At 52.7% G+C, this 22869-nt stretch carries 19 protein-coding genes and 1 pseudogene; 5 read left to right on the top strand and 15 right to left on the bottom strand.

Features of this window, described 5'->3' with window-relative positions:
* Window positions 1-33: 33 nt before the first annotated feature.
* The 5 genes and pseudogenes from MUN86_RS04415 to MUN86_RS04400 all read right to left on the bottom strand — a co-directional run bounded on the left by MUN86_RS04415 (window position 34) and on the right by MUN86_RS04400 (window position 8410).
* The gene (locus MUN86_RS04415; RefSeq protein WP_245122226.1) at window positions 34-2175 is read right to left on the bottom strand and encodes a ComEA family DNA-binding protein; all 2142 of its coding nucleotides are present in this window, start codon (window positions 2173-2175) and stop codon (window positions 34-36) included.
* Window positions 2175-3023: a PorV/PorQ family protein gene (locus tag MUN86_RS04410; RefSeq protein ID WP_245122224.1), complete on the bottom strand. Its 849-nt coding sequence runs from the start codon at window positions 3021-3023 to the stop codon at window positions 2175-2177. Before MUN86_RS04410 ends, MUN86_RS04415 begins: the two co-directional genes overlap by 1 nt.
* 179 nt (window positions 3024-3202) lie before the next feature.
* Window positions 3203-5611, bottom strand: coding sequence for a T9SS type A sorting domain-containing protein (locus tag MUN86_RS04405; RefSeq protein WP_245122221.1), 2409 nt, complete (start codon window positions 5609-5611; stop codon window positions 3203-3205).
* A gap of 6 nt (window positions 5612-5617) precedes the next feature.
* Window positions 5618-5896 (bottom strand): annotated as a pseudogene (locus MUN86_RS32235) (IPT/TIG domain-containing protein); the annotation flags it as partial.
* A gap of 204 nt (window positions 5897-6100) precedes the next feature.
* Complete coding sequence (locus tag MUN86_RS04400; protein ID WP_245122219.1) at window positions 6101-8410, bottom strand: S46 family peptidase; 2310 nt, start codon at window positions 8408-8410, stop codon at window positions 6101-6103.
* Window positions 8411-8614: 204 nt separating this feature from the next.
* On the opposite strand from MUN86_RS04400, the gene yidD reads away from it, so the two are divergent.
* Together yidD and MUN86_RS04390 are read left to right on the top strand one after the other, a co-directional pair.
* Entirely contained in the window at window positions 8615-8836 is a 222-nt protein-coding gene (gene yidD / locus MUN86_RS04395; protein WP_245122216.1) for a membrane protein insertion efficiency factor YidD, read from the top strand.
* Between the two features lie 194 nt (window positions 8837-9030).
* Window positions 9031-9930 (top strand): SdiA-regulated/phytase-like domain-containing protein, encoded by a 900-nt coding sequence (locus MUN86_RS04390; RefSeq protein WP_245122213.1) that lies wholly within the window; start codon window positions 9031-9033, stop codon window positions 9928-9930.
* Between the two features lie 103 nt (window positions 9931-10033).
* Here MUN86_RS04390 and lgt read toward each other — a convergent pair whose 3' ends face one another.
* The 6 genes from lgt to MUN86_RS04365 form a co-directional block, all read right to left on the bottom strand.
* A complete protein-coding gene (gene lgt / locus MUN86_RS04385) occupies window positions 10034-11041 on the bottom strand; it encodes a prolipoprotein diacylglyceryl transferase (protein ID WP_245122210.1) in 1008 nt (335 codons plus the stop codon).
* A 112-nt stretch (window positions 11042-11153) separates the two neighbouring features.
* A complete protein-coding gene (locus tag MUN86_RS32230; protein WP_375379464.1) occupies window positions 11154-11633 on the bottom strand; it encodes a hypothetical protein in 480 nt (159 codons plus the stop codon).
* Complete coding sequence (locus tag MUN86_RS04380) at window positions 11558-13093, bottom strand: nitrilase-related carbon-nitrogen hydrolase (RefSeq protein ID WP_375379463.1); 1536 nt, start codon at window positions 13091-13093, stop codon at window positions 11558-11560. The genes MUN86_RS32230 and MUN86_RS04380 overlap by 76 nt, the downstream gene beginning before the upstream one ends.
* A gap of 480 nt (window positions 13094-13573) precedes the next feature.
* A complete protein-coding gene (gene rnc / locus MUN86_RS04375) occupies window positions 13574-14311 on the bottom strand; it encodes a ribonuclease III (RefSeq protein WP_245122207.1) in 738 nt (245 codons plus the stop codon).
* On the bottom strand, window positions 14311-15561 hold the full coding sequence (gene fabF, locus MUN86_RS04370; protein WP_245122204.1) for a beta-ketoacyl-ACP synthase II: 1251 nt from the start codon (window positions 15559-15561) through the stop codon (window positions 14311-14313). The genes rnc and fabF overlap by 1 nt, the downstream gene beginning before the upstream one ends.
* 177 nt (window positions 15562-15738) lie before the next feature.
* Window positions 15739-15975, bottom strand: a complete 237-nt coding sequence (locus MUN86_RS04365; protein WP_019948606.1) for an acyl carrier protein — start codon at window positions 15973-15975, stop codon at window positions 15739-15741.
* A gap of 161 nt (window positions 15976-16136) precedes the next feature.
* Between MUN86_RS04365 and MUN86_RS04360 the strand changes: the two genes are divergently transcribed.
* The gene (locus tag MUN86_RS04360) at window positions 16137-16565 is read left to right on the top strand and encodes an IPExxxVDY family protein (RefSeq protein WP_245122201.1); all 429 of its coding nucleotides are present in this window, start codon (window positions 16137-16139) and stop codon (window positions 16563-16565) included.
* A 110-nt stretch (window positions 16566-16675) separates the two neighbouring features.
* Entirely contained in the window at window positions 16676-18115 is a 1440-nt protein-coding gene (gene pyk, locus MUN86_RS04355) for a pyruvate kinase (protein ID WP_245122198.1), read from the top strand.
* Between the two features lie 370 nt (window positions 18116-18485).
* Here pyk and rpsT read toward each other — a convergent pair whose 3' ends face one another.
* Window positions 18486-18743, bottom strand: a complete 258-nt coding sequence (gene rpsT / locus MUN86_RS04350) for a 30S ribosomal protein S20 (protein WP_245122196.1) — start codon at window positions 18741-18743, stop codon at window positions 18486-18488.
* Between the two features lie 441 nt (window positions 18744-19184).
* Here rpsT and MUN86_RS04345 point away from each other — a divergent pair, with 441 nt between their 5' ends.
* Window positions 19185-20168, top strand: a complete 984-nt coding sequence (locus MUN86_RS04345) for a YheT family hydrolase (RefSeq protein ID WP_245122194.1) — start codon at window positions 19185-19187, stop codon at window positions 20166-20168.
* Between the two features lie 92 nt (window positions 20169-20260).
* On the opposite strand, the gene rsmG is transcribed toward MUN86_RS04345, so the two are convergent.
* The 3 genes from rsmG to MUN86_RS04330 all read right to left on the bottom strand — a co-directional run bounded on the left by rsmG (window position 20261) and on the right by MUN86_RS04330 (window position 22721).
* Window positions 20261-20881 (bottom strand): 16S rRNA (guanine(527)-N(7))-methyltransferase RsmG, encoded by a 621-nt coding sequence (gene rsmG, locus MUN86_RS04340; protein WP_245122191.1) that lies wholly within the window; start codon window positions 20879-20881, stop codon window positions 20261-20263.
* A 110-nt stretch (window positions 20882-20991) separates the two neighbouring features.
* Window positions 20992-21609 carry an RNA polymerase sigma factor gene (locus MUN86_RS04335; RefSeq protein WP_245122189.1) on the bottom strand — a complete coding sequence of 206 codons (618 nt, stop codon included), beginning with the start codon at window positions 21607-21609 and terminating at the stop codon, window positions 20992-20994.
* Entirely contained in the window at window positions 21600-22721 is a 1122-nt protein-coding gene (locus tag MUN86_RS04330; protein WP_245122186.1) for a glycosyltransferase, read from the bottom strand. The genes MUN86_RS04335 and MUN86_RS04330 overlap by 10 nt, the downstream gene beginning before the upstream one ends.
* Window positions 22722-22869 lie beyond the last annotated feature (148 nt).

The raw sequence follows: 22869 nt of genomic DNA, 5'->3' as shown, positions 1-22869 counted from the left end.
CGTGCTGCCGCTGCGCAATGAAGCACCAAACAACTAGAAACGATAACGAGCCTGCGCCTTAAACTCAGTACGGCGGGAGCCTCCTATTTCCTCTAAGCCAGAACCCACTGTGCGCTGATGCCGGTAAGAGGTTTCAGCGAGGCGCAGCCAAAGCGTAAGACTGCGGGTACAGCTAATTTCGGCTAAGCCATAGATGCGAGTGCCCTGCCCAGACAGCGCGGGTACGGAGAAAGCATACAGCACGTCCTGCTCGAAAACGTACTGGCGGGTATCGTAGTTGTCGGCATCGAAGAGGGCATAGCGGGCAGTCAGGCGTAAGCGGCGGCTCACACCTACGCTCACATCCTGCGCCAACACGTAGCCACTGCGCCAGGCGCCTTCGTTTTCACGGTAGCGGGTCCCTTGTACCCGGGTACGCAATCCAAGCGTGGTGGTAGGGTTGGCATCGTAGTAAAGCAACAAACTGCGCCGTACGGTAGGCACTGGCAACGGCAATGGTCGGTTGCCGTCGGCATCGTACTCTTTCTGACGGGTGCGTACTTGGGCGTAAAGCAAGCTGGTTTTGGTAGGCGCATACGTTAAGCGCACCAGCCAATCGTGCCCGCGCGAAGGGGCACCCACTTGGTATTTCAACCACGGAAACCAGAACTGATCATAATAAGCAGAAACCTCCCACCGTGCTACCGGCCGCAATTTCACCCCTAGGTACAAGCCTGACTCGTTGATGTTGCGGGTGTTTTCGCTGAGCGCATTGCCATACAGCGTGTGAAAATTGCGGCCGTAATGCCGCATCAGGGCCGACACATCAACGGTAGGTGCAACACTGGCTAGAACGCCGTTCACCGTTCCCAAACCGCCAGAACTACTGCGGGCCGTTTCGCCGAAGAGCAGTACGTTGCCACGCACGTAACTATAATGAGCACTTAAGGCTAAGTTATGCCGGCCCCGAAATTCGTACTGATTGTAGAGTTCGGGGCGACGCTGAATGGCCTTATCGAAATGGGTGTCGACGGCGGTGAGGCCCGCGGCGAAGTTACTGCTACGGCTGCTGTAACTCAGGTTGCCCCCCGCGACCGTTTCGCGCAGGGCCTGCCGATTGGCTAGCTCGTTTGGCGTGCGATGGAAACCCGTCAACAAAAAGCCCGAAGAATATTCATCGAACTCGGCCAACGAATCGGCGGCGAACTGCAGATTGGCATCAACCCGCTTGCGCGATACAAAAGCCGTAGCCCGAACCGTTGGCGTCAAGCTGTACGTGGCCGCTGCTCCCCGGAAAAATGTACTCTCCAACACCGACGAATAGGGCCGTACTCCCACCGAACTGCGCCGCAGCGTGGTAATAGTTTCGGCCCCCTTCCCTACCTGCAAGCCCGACGACAGCAGCAGCCCCTGCCCGAATTGCAGTTGATAATCCCCTACGGCCAGTGTCTTCAATCGTCCTCGCTCTTGCAGCACCAAGTGTCCCGACAGGAAATCGGCACCGTAGCGGCGGGCACTGGGGTTCCATACGAGTTGCTCGCCAGCATCCTTCTCGGCTGTGAAACCGAAGCTGAAATCTTTGGTATGACTGACGCGGTAGCGCACCAGCAGCTTATCGGGCGACCCTAAATAGCGCGTAGGTCCGTGGCCGAGGCTATCGAGTGGCGCTAGTGCGTAACCCTTCCGGTCTTGTAGCACCCGTTCATAGCGCACAAACAAGGCATTGTTGTCTTCTTTGAGCACGCGTTGCCAGAAAGGCCCGCGCAACGCATTCCCGGCTCCCGCAGTTTGGGCCGTCACGAAAGGCGCTACGCGGTAGATGGTTCGCACATCGAAGCCCGGCACTATCTGTAGTTCATACAGCGTAAGAAGCGCGCCGCGCTGCTGGCGGTAATCGAGCAGGCTGGTAATCTGGCTTTCCGAGAGAAGCAACAGTCCCCGCAGTTCCTCCCGAGTGGCCGTATTTAGGTTGAGGGGTGTCTGATAATATTGCAGCAGTGTTTCGTAGAGGTCCTCATACGGCACTTGGTCGCTTTGTATTTCGGCAAATAACTCCTGCGTCAGCCGATCTAGGTCGGCGGGAGGGCGCACATATTCCTGTGCCTGAACGGCTAAGGCCGCTAACAGCAATACGCTTAGTACGCCTATCTGGCGCTTTGCTCCCGAAACCCATCTATCAAGCAGCGTGTATCGCATCACTTCTTCTCGAAGACAAAGCCCACGCCCACATGTTGGCTCAAGCCCAAAGCAGCATGCCACGCCGCCGCATAGTCGATTTGGAGCGCGCCAGCCTGAAACCCAACACCGCCCGTAATTTCCTCGGTCAGGGTTCGGAAGCCCGCTCGCAGCGCCAGTTTCTCGATGATGCGGTATTCGAGGCCAGCTTTGAAATCAGCGTCCTGTTCCACATCCTTCTCGGTCTCGATGTTGAGCAACACCTTATCGGTAGGGCGGTACGAAAGACCGGCTTTGAGCAGGGTAGGCACCCGTTCTTGCTGATATTCGGCCAGTTTGGCTTGGTTGAGGTTGTAGAGATACGCGCCAAATACCAGCCGTTTTGGCACCAATTCCGCCTGCCCACCCAACGATACGGCTACTGCCTGCTTGCTGCCCAATCCCTCAATGCTGAGCTGCAACATATCCACTCTAGCTCCAATGCTTACCAGCCCACCGCGGTAGCCATAGCCTGCACCAACCCGCTGCTCGCTATACAACTTGCCACCAAAGCGCTGCACCTCCACGCCCACCACACCATTTCTGGCTTTCTCGTTTTCGACCGCGCCCAGCGGCATTGCGGCCGCCACAGCCACCGTGTTTAGCGCGCTCAGTAAGTAGCGGTTTTCGGCATATACGCCCACCACGGGTTTGTTTAGTTGCCCTAAACCCGCTGCGTTGTTACCGACTGCCCACACATCGCTCAATGTCACCGAGGCATTGGCAAGTCCGGCTGCTCGCGCACCGCGTATGCCAGGGCCGCTACCCTGGCCGTAGGCAGTAATTGATAATAGAAATAAAATAACTACAATAAAATAGAGTTGTCTCATAAGCAAGGCCATACAATCTTCAATGATAGTATATTTAGAGTACTTGACAGCCAAACTGATCTAGATTAGTACTACTTATTTTACTGCTCTGTAGTAACTCACGTATTTGATTTTACAGACAACGTCCCGGCCTTATTAGGGTCGGGACGTTGTGCTGGCTACTGATCTGTAGCTATCTTCTACCGTACCGTCATTCGCTGAGTGGTAGTACCCATTGCAGTGCGTACGCGCATTATGTAAATGCCCGCAGTAGCTGATGGCAGTTGTAATTGTTGAGGCTGTAGCAACGAGGTTAGTTGGCGCTGCCATACCACACGGCCCGTCAAATCAATTATTGTTACGTCGGCAGGGCCAGCGGCTTCGCTTTTTAGCCAGAATCGTCCATTTGGTGCAGGGTTGGGGTATAGCTCTATTGCTTTTGCTGCTGTTGCCAGCGAGCTAGCCGTGCTTAATACCTGTGGAGGCACGGTAATACGAAAGCTGCGTGTAACGCTGCCGTTCTGACTTTGGCTGTTGCTTACGATTACACTAATAGTGGCGGTACCGCCGCGTGTGGTGCTAACAGTATAAGGTATACTGCCTGTAACATTTGGACTAGTGTACTCAACTGGTCCTAGAGCTACTAATGCGGGATCAGAGCTAGTGGCCGTCACGGTCAAAGGGAATGTCTGGTTAGGGTCACCGTCATCGATTCCGGCTAGGGAAACCGGAATTTGAGTTGTAAGTGCTCGGTTTGCTGTAATGTCGGCTATCGGGTCGAGCGTAGGAGCGTTTGACTGACTTCCGTTTGGTTGGTAGTAAATGCGGAACGTGCGACTGAACGTGTTGTTGCTGGAGTGACCATCATTGATAGTGAGCGTAACTGTGGCATAATGTCCTGGTGTAAGTGCTAATACATATGCTCTATATTCTCCCGTAGTAGCAGGACTATTATATACGAAAGGAGGGTTACCACTGATACCGCCACTAGCTAATGACACAACTGCTGTTAAAGTTAATAGTTGATTTTCGTTGGCTGCCCCTGACGTTATGCCCGACAATGGCACAATAACAATGCTAGTACCCTGTTGTGTCACTACTACGTCGGGTAGCTCATCTAATGTCGGCTGGTCATTCACAGCATCGACTGTCACTTGAAACGTACGGCTAAAAGTACCGTTTTGAGCCTGCCCATCAGACGCAGTAACCGTAATAGTACAGGTACCAAATGCGTTAGGGGCAGGCCTTAGGCGCAATGTGCCTGTACTAGTAGGGCTGAAATAGCTGATGGTTGGGTTGGGCACTAAGCTAGGATCAGAGCTAACGGCAGTGAGAGTTACGGCTTGTCCGGCGTCGCCGCCGTTACTGATGCCACTGAGCGCAATGTTTTGCTGCGGGGCGTCCTCGTTTAACGTCAGGTCAACTAAGGCATTTAGGGTAGGTGCATTATTTATATTAGAGACAGCTCCTGTATAATGAAGAATGGTCAAGCTGCCATTCGACCTGCTGAGTCCCGCTATATCTGAGCGCCCATCGTTATTGAAGTCACCGGTGACTAAACCAGTACCACCGCCAATTGAGGTAAAAGTGATTGGTTGGCTGAAACTCCCCCCAGATTGTCCACGAAACACTAATAACCCATTACTAGTAGACATCAAAATATCCAGCAAGCCATCACCATCAACATCAGCTATGGGTCGCAAAGAAGCATTGAGTGAATTGCCTCTATAAATTGGAGTTTGAAAGGAGAAGCCAGCGGTAGTACGAAGTGCTACTACTATACCAGTCACTCCATCTATCCGGCCTTCTATCAATACATCAGGTCGGCCATCAGCATTTACATCAGCTACCTGTGGAAGACCAAGTAAAACATTGCTGTTACTGCCTACACTACTTGATTCTGGCGTAGCATAACCGGTGTTAGTGGCATTACGCTTTAGCAATAGTAAACTATGAGGGTAATCAGTATTTGTTACCACCACATCTAGCTGATTATCTTGGTTGAAATCAGCTATTACTAATCCACTCAACTGCCCTCTCAGCAGTACTGTAGGAGCATTGAATCCGTTGCCATTGTTCCGAAGTTCTACTAGTTGCTTCCCTCCGTTACCCGCCGCATCAGTTATGAGGGTAATAAGTTCTGGTAAGCCATCGGCATTCATATCCCCCACATCTACTGTAATTTCGCCGTACTGAGGCAGACCCTCTCCGTTCAGGTATAGATCTGTTGCTGTTGTAAATCCATTTCCACTACCTAAGTTACGCAGTAGCAACAACTGGCCTGAAGCACCAACTAGTAAATCAACTGCTCCATTAGCATCTACATCAGCTGCTTTTATATAGGATGGCCCTGCACCAGCAGGCAGTGAAACAACTGGTTCATAGCCTCCCTGCCCATCACTTAAAGTTAGTAGCAGGCCACCTGGAGCAAATCCTGCAAAGTCAGCGTAATTGTCTGCGTTGAAATCAGCAGTGACAAACCCCGTTCCTCCATTTTGGGCCGCTACTACAGCTTGGTAGGAATTCGTATTCAGTGGAGCGCCAGTGAAGCGCAGGGTGAAAACCGGAGTTGTTGAGCTTAAGGAAGATCCGACTTGGCGGTTCGTCAAATCCGTTACTGTTACGGGTGCTACTGAGGAAGCTCCTACTGGCACTTGCACCGTGAGTCGAGTGGCTGTAGCGGCTGTTACAGTGGCACGGGCTGTCCCGAAATACACAGCGTTCTGGGTAGCACTTGACGCAAATCCAGTACCGTTTATAATAACCGAGGTACCAGCAGCAGCACTGCTTGGCGCTAAACTAGTAATAACAGGTTGTGCTATAGCACTAGCTGAAAGTAAACTGGCCCATAGTAGTCCTGCTAATTGCGTAACGCCTCGTACAGGATGATTCATGCTGTGTGTTGATAAATATTAAATGAATACTGATTAAAAATTCCATCAGCAACCCACTTATTGCTGAGCTTATAAATGAGTAAACATATCTTTGTAAGGTTGCATCAAGATTATGCAACAGGTGCCTTTTATTTCAATACAAAAAGCCCTAGCACCATCAGGGTACTAGGGCTTTTGCATTGAACTCCCACAGGAGCAGCAAGCTTACATGCCAGCGGCTGTGGTTTCCTTGCCTTTCTTCTTTTTGACTTTGGTTTTCTGACCGTCTTCGGTCTTGACTTTCATTTTCTCTACGTCGCTCAGGGCATCGGCCGAGGCGGTAGCAGCCGGGCCTATGCCAGGGTTTGGGCCATTGTTGACTATCGTCATTTCATCGACAATGTGCCGAGCGCCGCCTAGCTTCTCGATGCACCAAAGCACGTAGCGAATATCGGCATTGATGCAACGCTTTAACTCAGGATCGTAAGCTAGATCACCCGTCATAGCTTCCCAGTTGCCGTCGAAGGCGAGGCCAATCAATTCGCCGCGGCCATTAATAACGGGCGAGCCGGAGTTGCCGCCCGTGATGTCGTTGTCGGTGATGAAGGCTACGGGCAGATTACCGTCTTTGTCGGCGAAGCGTCCGTAGTCTTTCTGCTTAAGCAATTCCAACTCTTTCTTAGGTACGACAAACTCTTCGTTGGTAGGGTCTTCTTTTTCCAGAATACCTTGGGCCGTGGTTTTGTAGTCGTAGCGCACGGCATCGCGGCCTTTGTAGGGGCGCACGGTACCGTAGCTGAGTCGGAGAGTGGAGTTAGCATCAGGCGAATACACTTTCTGGGTGTTTTTCGCGCGCAACGCCGCTACATAAAGACGATTGGCACGGGTAAGACCCGCTTGCAGCGTCTGCATTTTCGGCAGGATGTTCTGCGTATAGTTCAGGTAAACCGAATTGAAGGTTTTAAAACCAGGGTCGGCTTCGAGCTTTGCCAGGGTAGGATTCGCTAAAAAGGCATTCACCTTGGCTTCCGATGTGAGGAAGGAGTTGGTGAATACGTAGTCGGCATATTTCGCCCACGATCCGCCATACTCTTTCTGCACAGTTTGGAATACATCAGGCAATTGTGCCTGAGGTACATCCTTACCATAGAGAGCCATGAGAGCCGTGAATACTTTCTTGTCCGTTGAGGAACTGTAATCTTTGAAGTACTCAGTTACTGGCTCCTTCAGGCCCTCAACTGCCTTTTGAATAGCGGCCTTGTCGGTTGGCGTGGTCTTGAGCGTCATGTAAAGCGGCATCATACGGGAGGCCAGCGTCACGATTTCCGTTCCGAAGGCCGCTTCGTTCACATAGTTGGCGCTTAGGTTGTACTCGCGCAGGCCAGTATAGGCTTGGTTGATGGTGGTAAGCGCTTCGCCATACTGTTGGACGCGCCCTTGGTCGGCCCGTATCCATTGGTCAAGGGAAGCTTCTTCCGCTTTCTTGGCATCCACCGTTTTTAGGCGCTTCATGCCTTCATTCTGGCCAATGTAGTACTTCCAGTAATTGGCAATGCTGGCGTACTTGGAAGCGTATTTCAAGCGCAGTGCTGGATCCTGTTCCATATCTTCTTTCCAAAGCTTTAGGCGCGTATCGCGCAGCTTGATGCGCGCGGGGTTGCTTTGATCAAGCGTCATCTGAAGACCAGCGGCGGGCAGAAAGCGTTGGGTGCGGCCAGGAAAGCCAAATACCATGGCGAAGTCGCCTTCGCTCACCCCTTGCAAGCTCACGGGCAAGTGCTTCTTGGGCACGTAGGGTACGTTGTCGGCCTGCGGAGTCGCAGTGGGTTTGTTGTCTTTGTCGGCATACACCCGGAACATCGAGAAGTCGCCGGTATGGCGGGGCCACATCCAGTTGTCGGTGTCGCCACCGAATTTGCCCACAGCTTCCGGGGGCGCACCTACCAGGCGCACGTCGCCGAAGCGCTGGTACACAAACAAGTAATACTCGTTGCCCCCGAACATGTCGCGCACGTAGGCTACATACCGGCCGCTTTCTTTGGCAGCGTCCGCCATTTCTTTCTGGTGCTGCTGCACGATGGCAACGCGCTCTTGCTCGGGGGTGGTAGGCGTAACGCCTTCCAGCACCTTGCTGGTTATGTCTTCCATCCGCACCAGTATATCCACAAACAAGCCGGGGTTGGTTTTTTCTTCGGCGCGGGTGGCCGCGAAAAAGCCGTTTTGCAAAATGTTGTTTTGCGGGGTGCTGTGGGTTTGCAGCGCGTCGTAGCCGCAGTGATGGTTGGTCAGCATCAAGCCTTGGCTGCTCACAAATTCGCCGGTGCAAAAACCACCAAGCTGCACGACAGCATCTTTCAGACTGGAACTGTTGACGCTGTATATTTCTTCGGCCGTCAGCTTGAGACCTTTTTTCTGCATGTCGGCTTGGTTGAGCCGCTTCACGAAGAGCGGCAGCCACATGCCTTCGTCGGCGCGAGCCGTCAGGGGCAGCAACAGCGTTAGGAGCAGGACTTTCGCCCAGTTGTTTTTTCGCATGAGTAGAAGAAAAAAAGAAGAATAGATTAAGATAACCAATGGACTCGGTCAGCGAATTTACGAAACAGTCACGGCCTATTAGCAGATAGTACATCAAGCAGTAACAGGGCATGAGCATTTACTACACGCCTCACAAGGATGCCTATGAATTGCTTGAACTCATGTGCGGCAATTATTCTGCGCCGTTTGTAGTTCTTTGTGTTGATGTCGTATCTAGTTCGTCAGTTGCTGCTAGGGCTGTTGTGGGTGTATCGGTATTTGATTTCGCCGCTTACTCCCGCCAGTTGCCGCTACACACCCACTTGCTCTGCATATGCAGTACAGGCCATCCAGAAATATGGTCCGTGGCGAGGCGGCCGGCTAGCTTTGCGCCGTATAAGCCGCTGCCACCCATGGGGCGGCCACGGCTACGACCCGGTTCCGTAGCACAGAAGGAACCCAATTCTTGGGCAGGATCGGGAAGTTTTCCTAACGGCGGGACTATCTAGCTGCGCCTCTTTGTGGCAGCAATTCAGTGCCGAAACAGCACTTTGCATTCTGTTTTACGTAATAGGTTGCACTGTTACTGTTCGGACCGTATGCCCAGCAGTATTTTCGTTTCTGTTTTCCACACCTACTTGATGTCTAGAATATCCCTGCTTGCCCTCAGCTTCATTGCTTTATTAGGTTCCGCTTGTTCGCAAGCCCAGAGTGATACCGCCAAAGAGTATGCCGACTCGCCTACATCCGAAAAGAAGAAAGGCAAAAAGAAGGGCAAGAAAGAGGACAAGGAAATAGCCGCAGGTCTGCAATCGGTGGGCGAACTCCAAGGTGGCGTACCCGAAAGCTCAGGACTAGCGCATGGCATCCGGCCGGGCACGTTCTTTACCCACGGCGACGCTGGCACGACCCCAGTCCTCTACCTCATCAACGAGAAAGGCGAACTGCTAGGCCAGCGCGAACTTCCCGTGCCTAATGTCGATTGGGAAAGCCTCGCCGATGACGGCAAAGGCACTATCTACGTCGTCGATGCGGGCAACAACAATAACTCGCGTCAGGACTTGGTTATTTACCGCGTCAATCCTGATCAGCCCGATAAAGTCAGTAAAATCAACTTTCGCTACGCCGACCAGAAGGCCTTCCCTCCGCCCAAAGAAGAGCGCAACTTCGATTGCGAGGCCTCGCTCTGGCATGCTGGCAAGATCTATCTGTTCACGAAAGACCGCGCTCAGCGCAGTACCAGCAAGGTTTATACCCTTTCCGATCAGCCCGGTTCCCAAACGGCGCAGTTGCTCACCAAGCTTCCTATTGCCGGCGAAGTAACCGGCGCGGACCTAAGCCCCGACGGCCAACATTTGGCTTTGGTAGGCCAACAGGCCCTGTATCTGTACGACGGTACCGATTTGGAAAGCGCGCTGAAGGCCACTCCCAAAACTGTTTCCCTCAAAGGGGCCGGCCAAACCGAAGGCATCTTGTTTCTCGACAATAGCACCTTGCTCATCAGCACCGAACAAGGAGCGCTCTACCGTTACCAATTGTAGTAGGTTAGCTACCACACAACAAAAAGCCGCCCTTTCTGGAAGGGCGGCTTTTTTGTGCGTTGGGTACTTCGTTCCTCAGTTAAAGAGGAAAGCAATGATGAGATTAGACTTTGATGGCCTTTTTGTTGTTAGCCTCTTCCTCGTCCAAGTCTCGGGGAGCATAGCCGTATGGATTCTTGGGGTCCTTGCCTGCGCGCAACAGCACCCACAAGCCAACCAAAATCAGCGGCAAACTCAAAATCTGCCCCATGTTCAGGGGTAGTTTGTCCTCGAAACCTTCCTGATTTTCTTTCAGGAATTCACCTAGGAACCTCTGCGTGAACAGCAATACCACAAAGAGTCCGAATAGCAACCCACGTGGCGTTCGGTCCTTGGTTCGGTTCCACATGCTGTAGAGCAATATTAGCAGGAAGATGCAGAAGGCCGCTTCATAGATCTGCGTGGGGTGGCGTGGCACAGCCATCATAGTGGATCCAGGCACCACAGGCGTACCAGCAGGCAGCACCTGATAGGTTTTGCTACCATCGGCTTCTACCACAGGTTTGGGAGATACAAGCACCGCGCCGGGTGGCAGTGGCTGCGTGGCCGGCTGGAAATGCTGGGCATCGCGCACAAACACAAAAGCCCAGGGTTTGTCGGTTGGCTCGCCTACTATCTCGGAGTTCATCAGGTTGCCCATACGAATCATGGCCCCGCCCAATGCCACTACAATCACAATGCGGTCGAGCACCCAGAGGTAATCGAACTTATTATTGCGCGCAAACAGCCAGCAAGCCAGTAAAATACCTAGTGTGGCTCCGTGGCTAGCTAGTCCACCTTCCCAAATTTTAAATATCTCGAGGAAGTGCTCTGAGGTCAGATAATAGTCAGGGTCGTAGAAGAGCACGTGTCCTAGCCGGGCACCGAGAATCGTACCAGCCAGCATATAGATGGTAATGACGTCTACCCAGCGTGGCGACGTCCGCTCCGACTTGTAGATGTGCGAGAGGATGAACGTGCCGAACACGAAGCCCGACATAAACAACAACCCGTACCAACGCAGCGTCAACGGCCCTAGTTTAGCCAGAATAGGGTCCGTGTTCCAGGTGATGTAGGCGAGAAAGGAAAGCATATACTTCTAAGCGAGTGTGAAGCAAAGGTAAGAGAGTAACGACAAGGTTCTACTTGGCGCACAAAGGAGGCACGTAGCGTGCCGTCAAACCGGATTCTCAGCCTTGCTTCTTCTACAATGCGTTCAACTCTTCGGTGTAGCCGCCACTCAAGATAGGGAAGCGCAGCCAAGAGCGGGGGTCCACGTTGTAGTCGTCGAGGTGGAAGCTAGGGGCGTACCGTTCGCGCTTCCACTGGTTGCGACTCCAGAGGCTGTAGAAACGCTTAACGTAGGTTTTCAATTGCTCCGGGTCTGTGGCTGGCTCTTCTTGCACGAGCGTGGCCAGTACTTGTTGCGGGCTGAGTCGATTATAGAAAGCCAGCCGTTCGATGCGGTTGAGCAGCACGTACGGCATCAAATCCCTCTCGTCGGTTTGCTTTTCTTCGAGAGGACGTAATTCGGCCGTGGGTTGCAGGTTGTTTACGTGGCTTAAGGCGGGGTACCCTAGCTCGGTTTGGGCCCACACCAGCCATTTCTTCACAAAATCCTTGTCGACGCCGCCGATGGGTGAGATACTACCGGCCGTGTCGCCGTCCATGGTGCAGTAGCCCACGGAAGCTTCCGAACGGTTAGAGGTAGTGATGAGTAAGCAGTTTTGCACGTTGGCGAGCAACCAAATAGCGGGGCGCGCACCCGAGCCTGGATGTTTTGCAAGGCCAGATCATCGGTTTTCCAGCTTAGCTCCCGGTTCAACGCGTGCTGAATTTTGCCCACGTACCCCGTCACTTCCTGGTCGATTTCCCAGTTGTAAAACACTGCTCCTATCGAATCCGCTAGTTCTTTAGCTGAGTTGAACGTATCGTCGGAAGAGTTGACGGTGCCCTGGTAAGCACACGTAAGCAAGCGGTGAGTGAGTTGTTTGTTGATTGCTCTTTGTTGCTGGTCGGGGTCCGTTAAGGAAGCATCTTTCGGGCCGGGCATACTCTGGTCGGGAGCAGGGGCCACCGGACCAGCTATTGCTTCAATTTCTTCGCCGGTAAAGCAGCCACTGCGCCGCATAAATTCGGCCGTACCAAGTTCGGTGGTACCCAACCGCACCATTTCGGCCACTGACACGGCGCACAAGCACGAATCAGCCCCGCCGCTCAGGCTTAGCACAAACCCCCGGCTGCGTGCCTTGCGCATGTAGTCAAACAAAGCCAAACTCAGTGCCTGGTTCAGTTCTCGGTATTCGTCGGGAGCAGGCAGTGGATCAATGGCTTCCAACGAAACTGGTTCTAGTGGCACCGTGAAATCGACGTCCACGCATTCCATGTCCACTTCCTTGAAGCTCATGAGCTGATTGCGCAGCAGCAGGTGGCCGTTGCGGGCCACCAGTATTTCGCCGTCGTAGGTGATGCGGCCAGCCTCGTTGCCGAGCAAGTTGGCGTAGAGGTAGGTGCAATTGAAGTTGCGCGACGCCCGTAGCACTAACTGGTAGCGCAGGTCGGTCTTGCTCATGGCAAAGTGCGAAGCCGAAGGATTCACAATCAAATCCACCCGGCCTCGTAACCGACAGGCTGGCCGCACATCATCGGGCCGCCAGGCGTCTTCACAGATTTCAAACCCGAACTTTACGCCCTGGTGCTCGAAAATCATGTCGCCTAAGGTCCACTCCTCACCTTCCCAGGTTACGGTAGTGGTTTCGCCGGCTGGCCACGGGTAGAAAAAGCGTGGCTCGTAGTGCACACCATCATTGGCAAGAAATTGCTTGGCCGCAAAGCCCAGAATCTGACCGTCGCGCAGCACGGCAGCCGTGTTGTAAGTGCGATGTTGCAAACGTACCGGCAACCCTACCACCACGCAGATGCCTTCGGTCCAGGGCCGCACTTGCTGCAAATGGGCTAGTGCTTGCTCTGGAAGCCAGTCACTCAAGAATAGGTCTTCGCAACCGTAGCCTGTCAAACACAGCTCCGGTAAGCAGAGCAGTTCCACTCCGGCCGCTTTGGCTTGCTCAATGGCCTCGCGGATTACCCGCAGATTATGGGTCCAGTCAAACGGTATCTGGTTGAGGGCAGCGCCGGCGATTCGCATAAGTCAGAATAAAAGATGATTCTGCAAATCAACTCTATTTCTGCTGATCAGGTTGCAAACTTGTTTGTAGTAAGCATAGCATATCTGAGGTAGAGCGCTATTTATCCTTACCCTTAAGCATCGTCACCTATTTATCAATAAATATGCGCGTCCCGGTACAACTAGCGAAAAATGCCTGGCTATTTTCGTTAGTATATAGGCCTTTCACTAAAATTCTTTCTACACTGTCACGCCTCGCGTATTCCTTTTTGGTATTGATTAAGTAAAAGCAAGATCCCGTCTTACCTAAATCACCTTGCAATACTGACTCTATTTTCCACAAGCATTAAACTCATCACAGTCCTCATTGCTTGAGCGCATTACTACTATCACGCTTTTCTCAACCGATGTCCACCGGTTATATGCATAGAGAAGAACTACAGAGATAATACCGATTAGCAGTAGAAAGCCGATTACATTTAAACAGCCCCTCACAAATGTCTACACGCCTAGCATTTCCAAGGCGCGCTCAGCGGCCAATTGCTCGGCTTGTTTCTTGCTTAGGCCCATGCCCGTGGCTATAGCTTCTTCATCAAGCAGCACCGTGGCAGAAAACTCCATAACGCCACCCGGCCGGGGCTCCCCACTCAACTCATAGCGCAAGGTTTTGCCATTGCGTTGCGCCCACTCAATAAGTTTGCTCTTGAAGTTGGTAGTGGTTTGGGTCATGGACTTTACATCCACATAGGGCTTCACAATGCGGCCTAGTACAAACTTGCGGGCAGCTTTATAGCCCTGATCTAAGTATACAGCGCCTACCAGCGCTTCCAGGGCGTTGCCGTTCACGGAACGAGAACGGGCCGCCCGGCCCTGCCCCGGATCGAGCTGTACGAGCTTATCGAGGCCCAATTTCAGGGCCAGAGAATTTAGGCTTTCCCGGTTCACAATGCGGCTGCGCATCTCTGTCAGAAAGCCTTCCTGCTCGTAAGGAAACTTACGAAACAAGTATTCGGCTACTACTGTACCAAGCACCGCGTCGCCGAGAAACTCCAGCCGCTCGTTGCTTTGCTGCCGTCCTTGCTCGCCTTGCTGCCGCACTACCGACGAGTGGGTAAACGCCAAACGATAAAGCCGCACGTTGGAAGGCGTGCGGCCCGTTACCGTAGCAATAGCTTGCAGGAAGGCTTGGTCCTGCCCCAGCATTCGCCGAAAAAAGCCGAACAAGGGCAGACGTGCCATTACGCTTGAAATTTGCGGAACACCACCGACGTGTTGTGTCCACCGAAACCAAACGTATTGCTTATCGCCACATTCACCTCGCGGGTTTGGGCTTCATTGAACGTGAAGTTCAGACGGGCATCCAACTCGGGGTCGTCGGTGAAGTGGTTGATAGTAGGTGGTATAATGCCGTGCTGAATAGCCAAAATGCTGGCCACCGACTCAATACCGCCTGCACCGCCCAGCAAGTGCCCCGTCATGCTCTTGGTAGAGCTGATGTTAAGGTTGTAAGCATGCTCTCCAAACACTTTCTGGATAGCCTTCACCTCGGCACCGTCGCCAAGAGGCGTGCTGGTGCCGTGCGTGTTGATGTAGTCTACCTCCTCGGGCTGAATACCAGCATCGCGCAACGCGTTTTGCATTACTAGCACCACTCCTTCGCCTGTTGGGTCGGGAGCCGTGATGTGATAGGCATCCGAAGAAAGACCACCGCCAATGATTTCGGCGTAGATTTTGGCACCGCGGGCTTTAGCATGCTCGTAATCCTCGATTACCAGCGCACCCGAACCTTCGCCTAGCACGAAACCGTCCCGGTCCTTATCGTAGGGCCGCGAAGCCGAAGGAGCGTCGTCGTTCCGTTCGCTCATGGCCTTGAGGGCGTTGAAGCCACCTACCCCGGCTTCCGTGATAGCAGCTTCCGAGCCACCGGTTACCACTACATCGGCCATACCGAGGCGGATGTAGTTGTAGGCGGCTACAATGGCGTCGGAGGAAGAAGCACAGGCCGAAGTTGTGACGAAGTTGGGGCCACGGAAGCCATTCTTAATCGAAATGTTGCCCGACGAGCTATCGGCAATCATTTTCGGAATGAAGAAGGGGTTGTAGCGCGGGGTGCCGTCGCCCTTAGCAAAGGTGAAGCACTCGTTTTGAAACGTTTGCAACCCGCCAATGCCTGAACCCCAGATAACACCTACCCGGTCCTTGTTTACGCCTTCGGCCAAACCTGCATCGAGGATGGCCTCGTCGCTGGCAATGACGGCAAACTGCGTAAACAGGTCCATCTTCCGACCTTCTTTGCGGTCGAAGTAATTATCTGGATTGTAATCTTTCACTTCGCAGGCGAAGCGAGTCTTGAACTTGCTGGCGTCGAAGCGGGTGATAGGTGCGGCACCACTGATACCTTGGCGCAGACCGTCCCAATATGCTGGAACAGTGCTACCAAGCGGCGTGATGGCACCCAACCCCGTAACGACAACTCTCCGAGAAGCCATAGGAATGGGCAGAGATTACGAAAAAGTGGAAAAGCAAAACGGCCGGCGGCAGGCCGACCGAATGCGCGAAAGCCGCTATAAAACGAGTAGTTGGCAGTAAGTAGCGAGTAGTGAGATATGCCTTGAAATAGGCTGGAAGGTCTCCTTACTATAAACCAATTACTTAATACTATCCACTTACTTGGCGTGTTCCTCGAGGTAGCTGATAGCCTGACCCACGGTACCGATGTTTTCGGCTTGGTCGTCGGGAATAGACACGTTGAATTCTTTTTCAAACTCCATAATCAGCTCTACTGTGTCGAGCGAGTCGGCACCCAGGTCGTTGGTGAAGCTTGCCTCGGGAGTAACCTCAGATGCTTCTACGCCTAGTTTATCGATGATGATGGCTTTTACTTTTTCTGCAATTTCAGACATTTCCGTGGGGGTTTAGAGAAAACTCGCCACAAATAACACCATCTTCCCTAACATTTTCAAACATCGCCTCCCTATTCTTGTCAGTACAAGATTCTGACCTGAGCAGTTCATTTCGTGGGTTAGGTGTGTAATTTTGCTTGCTCTGGCTTTAGTACCTGCCCATGAAAACGCTCACTCTGGACGTAGAATACGAATGCAACTTCGACCTATTTGGGGTGGTTTCGTCGAGCCGTGAGCACACCTTGGCTTGGCAACTCAACCAGCTGCTACGCCTGCGGCTGGTGAAACAGCAAGATCTGATTTACGACTTGTTCAGCCAAGGGCGGCTGGTTATCAGCAACTATTTGCACGCCACCGAGCACCTCACGCTACGGCTGTTGCGCAACCGCTCCCTCGATCCGTCGGTACTGAAAAAGCCGTTTCTCGCACCCGATATCAAGGAATACGATTACCTGATTCAGGTCAGCAACGGCTCGGGCATGCTAGCGCCCGAAACCTTAGTAACGGAACTTGCCGCCCTTCCTGTCGTGCAGTACGTATGTCAATTCGACCCGAATAGCCTGAAGTTTAAAGAAAATCTGCTCTTTTGAGGATTATAGCGCCAAGCTCCAGCTTGGCGAACGGTCGGCTGGCTGTGCTGACCTCCCACTTCACTCACCGTTCAACCCCTTACCAAGCTGGAGCTTGGCGCCACTTGCCCATGGAAACACGTGCTCAGTTCAATAAAACCAAAATTGTGGCCACCGTCGGCCCAGCATCCAACACCTACGAGCGGTTGGCTATGCTCATCCGCGAAGGGGTGGATGTATTTCGGCTCAATTTTTCGCACGGCTCCTACGAAGATCACCTGTCGGTAATTAACACTGTCCGGCGCCTAAACAAAGACTTGCGCACCAATGTCGGCTTGCTGCAAGACTTACAAGGCCCCAAAATCCGATTGGGTGAGGTAGAGGGCGGCGGCGTCGAAATCACGCGCGGCGACAAAATTAAGCTGGTATGTGGCGAAAAGGAAATCAGCACGGCTACCCGCTTGAGCACCATCTACCTAGGTCTGGCCCGCGACGTGAAGCCCGGCGACATGATTCTGCTCGATGATGGCAAGATTGAACTGAAAGTGCTGGCTACTGACCGCGAAACGGAAGTGGACGTGGAAGTAATATATGGTGGCCTGGTAAAGCCTCGCAAAGGCATTAACCTCCCTGATTCCGAAGTGTCGGCTCCTTCCATGACCGAGAAGGATATTGAAGACCTGAAATTTGGTTTGGCCAATGATGTGGATTGGATAGCCTTGTCGTTTGCTCGCCGGGCCGAGGACATTCGCTTTATCAAGAGCCTGATTGCGGAAGAAGGCAAGGACACGCGCGTAATTGCCAAAATCGAAACACCCGAAGGCCTCCGCAACCTCGACGAAATCATTGCTATTACGGATGCCGTGATGGTAGCCCGCGGCGACCTAGGGGTGGAAGTGAAAATGGAAGAGGTGCCTATGGCGCAGAAGATGATTGTTGAGAAGTGCAACAAGGCCGGCAAGCCGGTTATTGTGGCTACTCAGATGATGGAAAGTATGATTTCGGCTCCGCGCCCAACTCGTGCTGAAACCTCCGATGTAGCCAACGCCGTGATGGATGGCGCCGACGCGCTGATGCTGTCTGCTGAAACTGCCGTAGGCCAGTATCCAGCCGAGGTTATCCGCTCGATGGTGGGCACTATTGCTAGCGTAGAAAGCCGCATGCAGAGCCTCTACAACCACTGGTTCCCCATTGATCCTACGGCTCCAAGCTTTATGGTGGACAGTTTGCTGTCGGCAGCTTGTCACTTAGCCAAGAACACAGGTGCTAAGGCCATTACGGCCATGACGCACCGCGGCTATACGGCCTTCCAGATTGCGAAGTACCGCCCCAAAGCCAACATCTTCGTGTTCACCGATAATCGTCCCCTGCTGACCACCCTCAGCCTGATATGGGGTGTGCGCGGTTTCTACTACGACCGGATGGTGAGCACCGATAACACCGTACTAGATATAAAGTACGTGCTGACCACCATGGGCCACCTCCAGAAAGGTGATGTGTTCATCAACACCGCTTCTATGCCCATCAATGAAAAAGGCAAAGCCAACATGGTGAAAGTAAGCGTAGCTTAAAACCTGAGCAACGTATTTTAATTAAAAGGCCCATCTGACGATTCAGACGGGCCTTTTAATTAAAATACGTTGCTCGTTTAAGTTATGGTTGTAGTCGAATTTGATGACTACAACCGAAGTTATACAGCTTGTTCTACATCCTTTAGGTAAAGGTGGAGAACTCAACTAGTCAATTCAGCTGCCACATGCTTTTGCTTCTCCATCTATCATGAGGTGCATAGGTAATGCTAGGTAGGCTCGTACTAAATAACGGAGCCAACGTTTTCAGCGCAGAGACAACAAGTAGTACAACTAGATTGAACGTGAAAAGGCCCCGCACTTGCGCGCAGGGCCTTCTCTGTATAAAAGAGCAGAAAGTAGCTTTTGCCGCTTAGGCAGCCAGCGACTTCACGAACTTAGCCAGCTTCGACTTGTTGTTGGCGGCTTTGTTCTTGTGTATGATGTTCTTTTTGGCCAGACGATCCAGCATCGACGATACTTTACTTAGCAGCTCTTGTGCAGCTGTAGCGTCGGTGGTTGCACGCAGCTTCTTGATAGCAGTGCGGGTTGATTTTGCCTGGTAACGGTTCAGCACGCGCTTAGCCTCGTTGGAACGGATGCGCTTAAGGGCCGACTTATGATTTGCCATGTGTTAGAAAGGTCTTCTGCTCGAGTTCAATTCAATTGGGTTGGCAAAGGTAAGGCTTTGGTTGGAAATAGCAAACACTTGGTAGAATGTAACAGGTTGAATTTACTCTGGTACAAACGCAAATACCAAGCTGAACGGAGTCATCTAGCGTCATTGCTACTCACAGTTGCCGTATTCTTTGGGAGGCATACTCAACTTACTATATTCACTCAACCTTGTTTGGCATTTTGTGGATTCATGTTACCTCTACTAACACAGTGCTACCTGTTTGCCTATCTGATATATTTTGCTTGCCTTCCATCAGCAACTTTCCTTCGGCAACTACAGTTCTACAAGGCCTGAGGCAAGTTTTCTGCGATTAAAAAGTATGCATGCCTACATTATCTGTTTATATTTCATTGCTTAACTAAGCAGTTGCTTTGTACCTAGCTTGCGGTCCTTATGCCTCTTGTTGCACACTCTCGCTATCAGCCGCCGTTCTACCTTTTCAATGGCCACTTGCAGACTATCGTACCGAGCCTATTGCGTACCGTGCCGGAGGTGCGCTACGAACGGGAACGGGTGGAAACCGAAGATGGCGACTTCCTGGATCTAGATTGGTCTCGACTCAATGACCGAAGCGCGGACACGCTGTGCATCGTGTCGCACGGTCTGGAGGGCGACGCGGGCCGGCCCTACGTGCGTGGTATGGTGCGCGCCCTCAACAAAGCAGGCTTCGATGCCCTGGCTTGGAATTATCGGAGTTGTAGTGGCGAGATGAACCGCTTGCTCCGCTCCTATCACCTCGGCGACACCGACGATTTGGATTTTGTGGTGCGCTACGCTTTGGCTACTGGCCGTTATCAGCGAGTGTATCTCACGGGTTTTTCGGCCGGCGGCAATGTCACGCTCAAGTACTTAGGCGAAAACCCCGACCGAGTTCCCCACGAGGTGCAGCGCGCCGCGGTGTTTTCGGTACCCACCGACCTTAAAGCTAGTTCCCACCAGATTGCTCGGCCCGAAAACCGCGTCTACCTAAACCGCTTCATGAAGTCGTTGCGGCGCAAGATGCGCGAAAAGGCAGCGCTGCTACCTGGCCAAGTGAACCTGGAAGGCCTAGACTTGCTCCGCGACTTCCCGCAGTTCGACGACCGATTTACGGCTCCCATGCATGGCTTCAAGTCGGCCGATGAGTATTATGAGCGCTCAGGTTCGGGCCGCTACCTCAGTGCCATCCGCATCCCCACGCTGCTCGTCAACGCTCAGAACGATCCGTTTTTGGCGCCCACCTGCTACCCGCGGGAAGTGGCGTCCCGCAGCGAGTTCGTGTATCTGGAAACCCCACAGGGAGGTGGCCACGTTGGATTTGCGGAGGGCACGCCCGATGGCGAATATTATTCCGAGCGCCGGGCCGTGGAGTTTCTGACGGCTCAAGTGCCAGCATAATTCTTTTGCGCCTAGCTCCCAAGACGGCGTTTTCGGAAGAAGAGACAGTGCTACGTCTTGTCCGCTCTTCCTTGGAAGCAGCTAGGATGCTTCTACTGCGTAACGGGCACAAATACGACCTTCTTGGTTTCGAAGAACTCCTCTTCGTAGAAATCTTTCAGATCGTGGATTTTGGCTTTTAGGCCCGACTCCTCTATTTCTTCCGTTAAGTCGCCCCCTTTCAAGTAATACAGCCCGTTGGTTGCACTGCCGCCGGGTTTGTAGCGGAAGGCAATCCAGGTGTGAAAGGTGGCGAGGCGCGCCACGGCACGGCTTACGATATAGTCGTACTTGGTGCGGAGCTGTTCGGCCCGGATTTGCTCGGCCGTAACGTTGGTTAAGCCAAGCTCGCGAGCCATCTCCTGCACGGCGTGAATTTTCTTGCCAATGCTATCTACCAGATGAAACTTCGCTTCTGGAAACAAAATGGCTAGTGGCAGGCCTGGCAGCCCGCCGCCCGTACCCACATCTAGTACCGACGCCCCGGCCGGAAATTCCACCACTTTGGCAATACCAAGCGAATGCAGGAAATGGCGCTCCGCCAGATTGCTGACGTCGGTGCGGGCTATTAGATTGAGGCGTTCGTTCCAGCTGCGAAACTCGGTATCGAGCTGCTGAAATAGCTGGCGCTGGTGGTCGGTGAGGTGCGGGAAGTAGCGGCTGATAATATCCATCGTACCGGCAAAGATAGCGCCCTGAGTTAGGTACCTGCATAGGCCTTGCTGGTTGATTTATCGATTCTATTAGGCATAAAAAAAGCCCCGCTTAGTAGCGGGGCTTTTCACTAGATAATTTCCTTTTTGTTTTTCACCATGTCATAGAGCAACTCACGGGCGCGGTGCAGTTGCGCTTTCACGGTACCGAGTGGGGCTTTTAGCTCCTGCGCTATTTCTTCGTAGCTCAGTTCGTCGAAGTAACGGAGCGTAACAAGACGTTGGTATTTATCGGGCAGCCGCGACACCACGTGCTGCATGATTTCGATTTTCTGGTTCTTGATGGTCGACTCCTGCGGGTTCAGGTTCTGGTCGCGGAAGTCGATGGTAATTTCGTCGCCGTTATCGATTTTAATGGCCGAGTCAATCGACATCGTCTTGATTTTATTCTTGCGAATAAAGTCGATGCAGTTGTTGGTGGCAATGCGGAACAGCCAAGTGCTAAAGGCGAACTCCGGATTGAATTTGTGCAGGTTGCGGAACGCCTTGGCGAAAGCTTCAATAGTAAGGTCTTCGGCATCATCGGGGTTGCGCACCATTTTCAGGACCACGTGATAAACCGGCTTCTTGTAAATCTGCATCAACTCCGCATACGCTTTTTCATCAGCGTTTTCTACAGCGGCCCGAATCAGTTTGAAGTCGTGCTTGGCTTTAGCTGAAAATTGTTTTTCCGGATTATTTACTTCCATCGGAGGTTACGGTAGAGAAACAGGGAGACTCCCAGAGCGAGATAATAAAAAAAGTAGACAAGGTCTAATATTGGCAGTAGCGCGCCAGGCAATGAGTCATCAAGTCGTCGGCTGAGACGCAAATAGGTGCCTGATACGAGTGCCGTGCGTAGGGCCCATAATCCAGCCAAAGGTATCCAATCGGAAGGGAAAAACAGCAGAGTTAAACTTATACTATGAAAAAGCACATTGCTTCCGATAAAGGTTCCAATGCGCCAGCGGTCGGCAACCCGGTAGCTGCGCCCCGCCGACATATGTCGCCGTTTCTGCCGCCACCAGCTAGTCCAGGTCCGAGCTGGTTCACTGAGTGTATGCGCTACGGGCTCGGCTACCACCGTTACTCGTTTTCCCTGCGCCACGGCATCCTGCACAAACAGGTCGTCGTCGCCGCTGAGGCTGCGAATGTGGGAGGCAAACCCCCTGGTAGAGCGAAAGACATCTTGGGTATAGGCTAGGTTGCGGCCCACTCCCATGTATGGTTTCCCACGCCACGCGAACGAGAGATACTGTGCCCCGGTGAGTAAGGTTTCAAACCGAATCAGCTTATTCAGAAACCCGGGTTCGGGCCTGTAAGCCGAGTAGCCCAATACTACATCGGCAGGGTGCTGAAATCCGGCCTGCATACTAAGCAGCCACTGGTTGGTAGCCGGGATACAGTCAGCATCGGTAAAGAGCAACCGGGCGTGTTGGGCTGCCTTGATACCAAGGGTGAGGGCATATTTCTTGGGGGCTAACCCTTTGGGGGTGCTGGCTATGGTGACCAGCCGGACAGTAGCGTAGTACTGCGTGAGTTGCTGGATGTAGAGAAATGAATCGTCGGTGGAACGGTCATCTACTAGCACAACCTCGAAACCGGCAGGATAGTACTGCTTCAGGAGCAGGGGCAGCAGCCGACGCAAATTGTCGAGTTCGTTGTGGGCGCACACGATTATTGATACAGGCTGTGCTTGCGTGGCATCGGGTTCAGGTTCCGGCGGACGGTTGGCGAAGGGCAAAAAGTAATAGGCCGCATACACCAGCTGCACCAGCACAGTAACCAGCAGCAGCCAAACGGTCGGAGAAAAGCTCAGCAACAAAACAAGGAAGTGAATTAGCCTGCAAAAGTAGGCATTCGAGGTGGCGGAAGTACCTTTGTGGTTCTTACGACTTTCGCGCCGGCGTTAGCAGTGAATAGGACCAAGTTTCTTGCAGCAATTGAACTGTGGCCGCGAGAAAATAGAG

Origin of the sequence: Hymenobacter volaticus, from assembly GCF_022921055.1 — a bacterium.
GTDB classification, from domain to species: domain Bacteria; phylum Bacteroidota; class Bacteroidia; order Cytophagales; family Hymenobacteraceae; genus Hymenobacter; species Hymenobacter volaticus.
This window is presented reverse-complemented; position numbering and strand designations above follow the sequence as displayed.

Excerpts from the sequence above, each read along its gene's own strand:
- MUN86_RS04365 (WP_019948606.1), bottom strand. The coding sequence starts at position 15,975 with ATGTCTGAAATTGCAGAAAAAGTAAAAGCCATCATCATCGATAAACTA.
- MUN86_RS04390 (WP_245122213.1), top strand. The coding sequence starts at position 9,031 with ATGTCTAGAATATCCCTGCTTGCCCTCAGCTTCATTGCTTTATTAGGT.
- MUN86_RS04335 (WP_245122189.1), bottom strand. The coding sequence starts at position 21,609 with ATGGAAGTAAATAATCCGGAAAAACAATTTTCAGCTAAAGCCAAGCAC.
- rsmG (WP_245122191.1), bottom strand. The coding sequence starts at position 20,881 with ATGGATATTATCAGCCGCTACTTCCCGCACCTCACCGACCACCAGCGC.
- MUN86_RS04380 (WP_375379463.1), bottom strand. The coding sequence starts at position 13,093 with ATGCGAATCGCCGGCGCTGCCCTCAACCAGATACCGTTTGACTGGACC.
- fabF (WP_245122204.1), bottom strand. The coding sequence starts at position 15,561 with ATGGCTTCTCGGAGAGTTGTCGTTACGGGGTTGGGTGCCATCACGCCG.
- MUN86_RS04360 (WP_245122201.1), top strand. The coding sequence starts at position 16,137 with ATGAAAACGCTCACTCTGGACGTAGAATACGAATGCAACTTCGACCTA.
- MUN86_RS04400 (WP_245122219.1), bottom strand. The coding sequence starts at position 8,410 with ATGCGAAAAAACAACTGGGCGAAAGTCCTGCTCCTAACGCTGTTGCTG.
- pyk (WP_245122198.1), top strand. The coding sequence starts at position 16,676 with ATGGAAACACGTGCTCAGTTCAATAAAACCAAAATTGTGGCCACCGTC.
- rpsT (WP_245122196.1), bottom strand. The coding sequence starts at position 18,743 with ATGGCAAATCATAAGTCGGCCCTTAAGCGCATCCGTTCCAACGAGGCT.
- rnc (WP_245122207.1), bottom strand. The coding sequence starts at position 14,311 with ATGGCACGTCTGCCCTTGTTCGGCTTTTTTCGGCGAATGCTGGGGCAG.
- lgt (WP_245122210.1), bottom strand. The coding sequence starts at position 11,041 with ATGCTTTCCTTTCTCGCCTACATCACCTGGAACACGGACCCTATTCTG.
- MUN86_RS04415 (WP_245122226.1), bottom strand. The coding sequence starts at position 2,175 with ATGCGATACACGCTGCTTGATAGATGGGTTTCGGGAGCAAAGCGCCAG.
- MUN86_RS04410 (WP_245122224.1), bottom strand. The coding sequence starts at position 3,023 with ATGAGACAACTCTATTTTATTGTAGTTATTTTATTTCTATTATCAATT.
- yidD (WP_245122216.1), top strand. The coding sequence starts at position 8,615 with ATGTCGTATCTAGTTCGTCAGTTGCTGCTAGGGCTGTTGTGGGTGTAT.
- MUN86_RS04345 (WP_245122194.1), top strand. The coding sequence starts at position 19,185 with ATGCCTCTTGTTGCACACTCTCGCTATCAGCCGCCGTTCTACCTTTTC.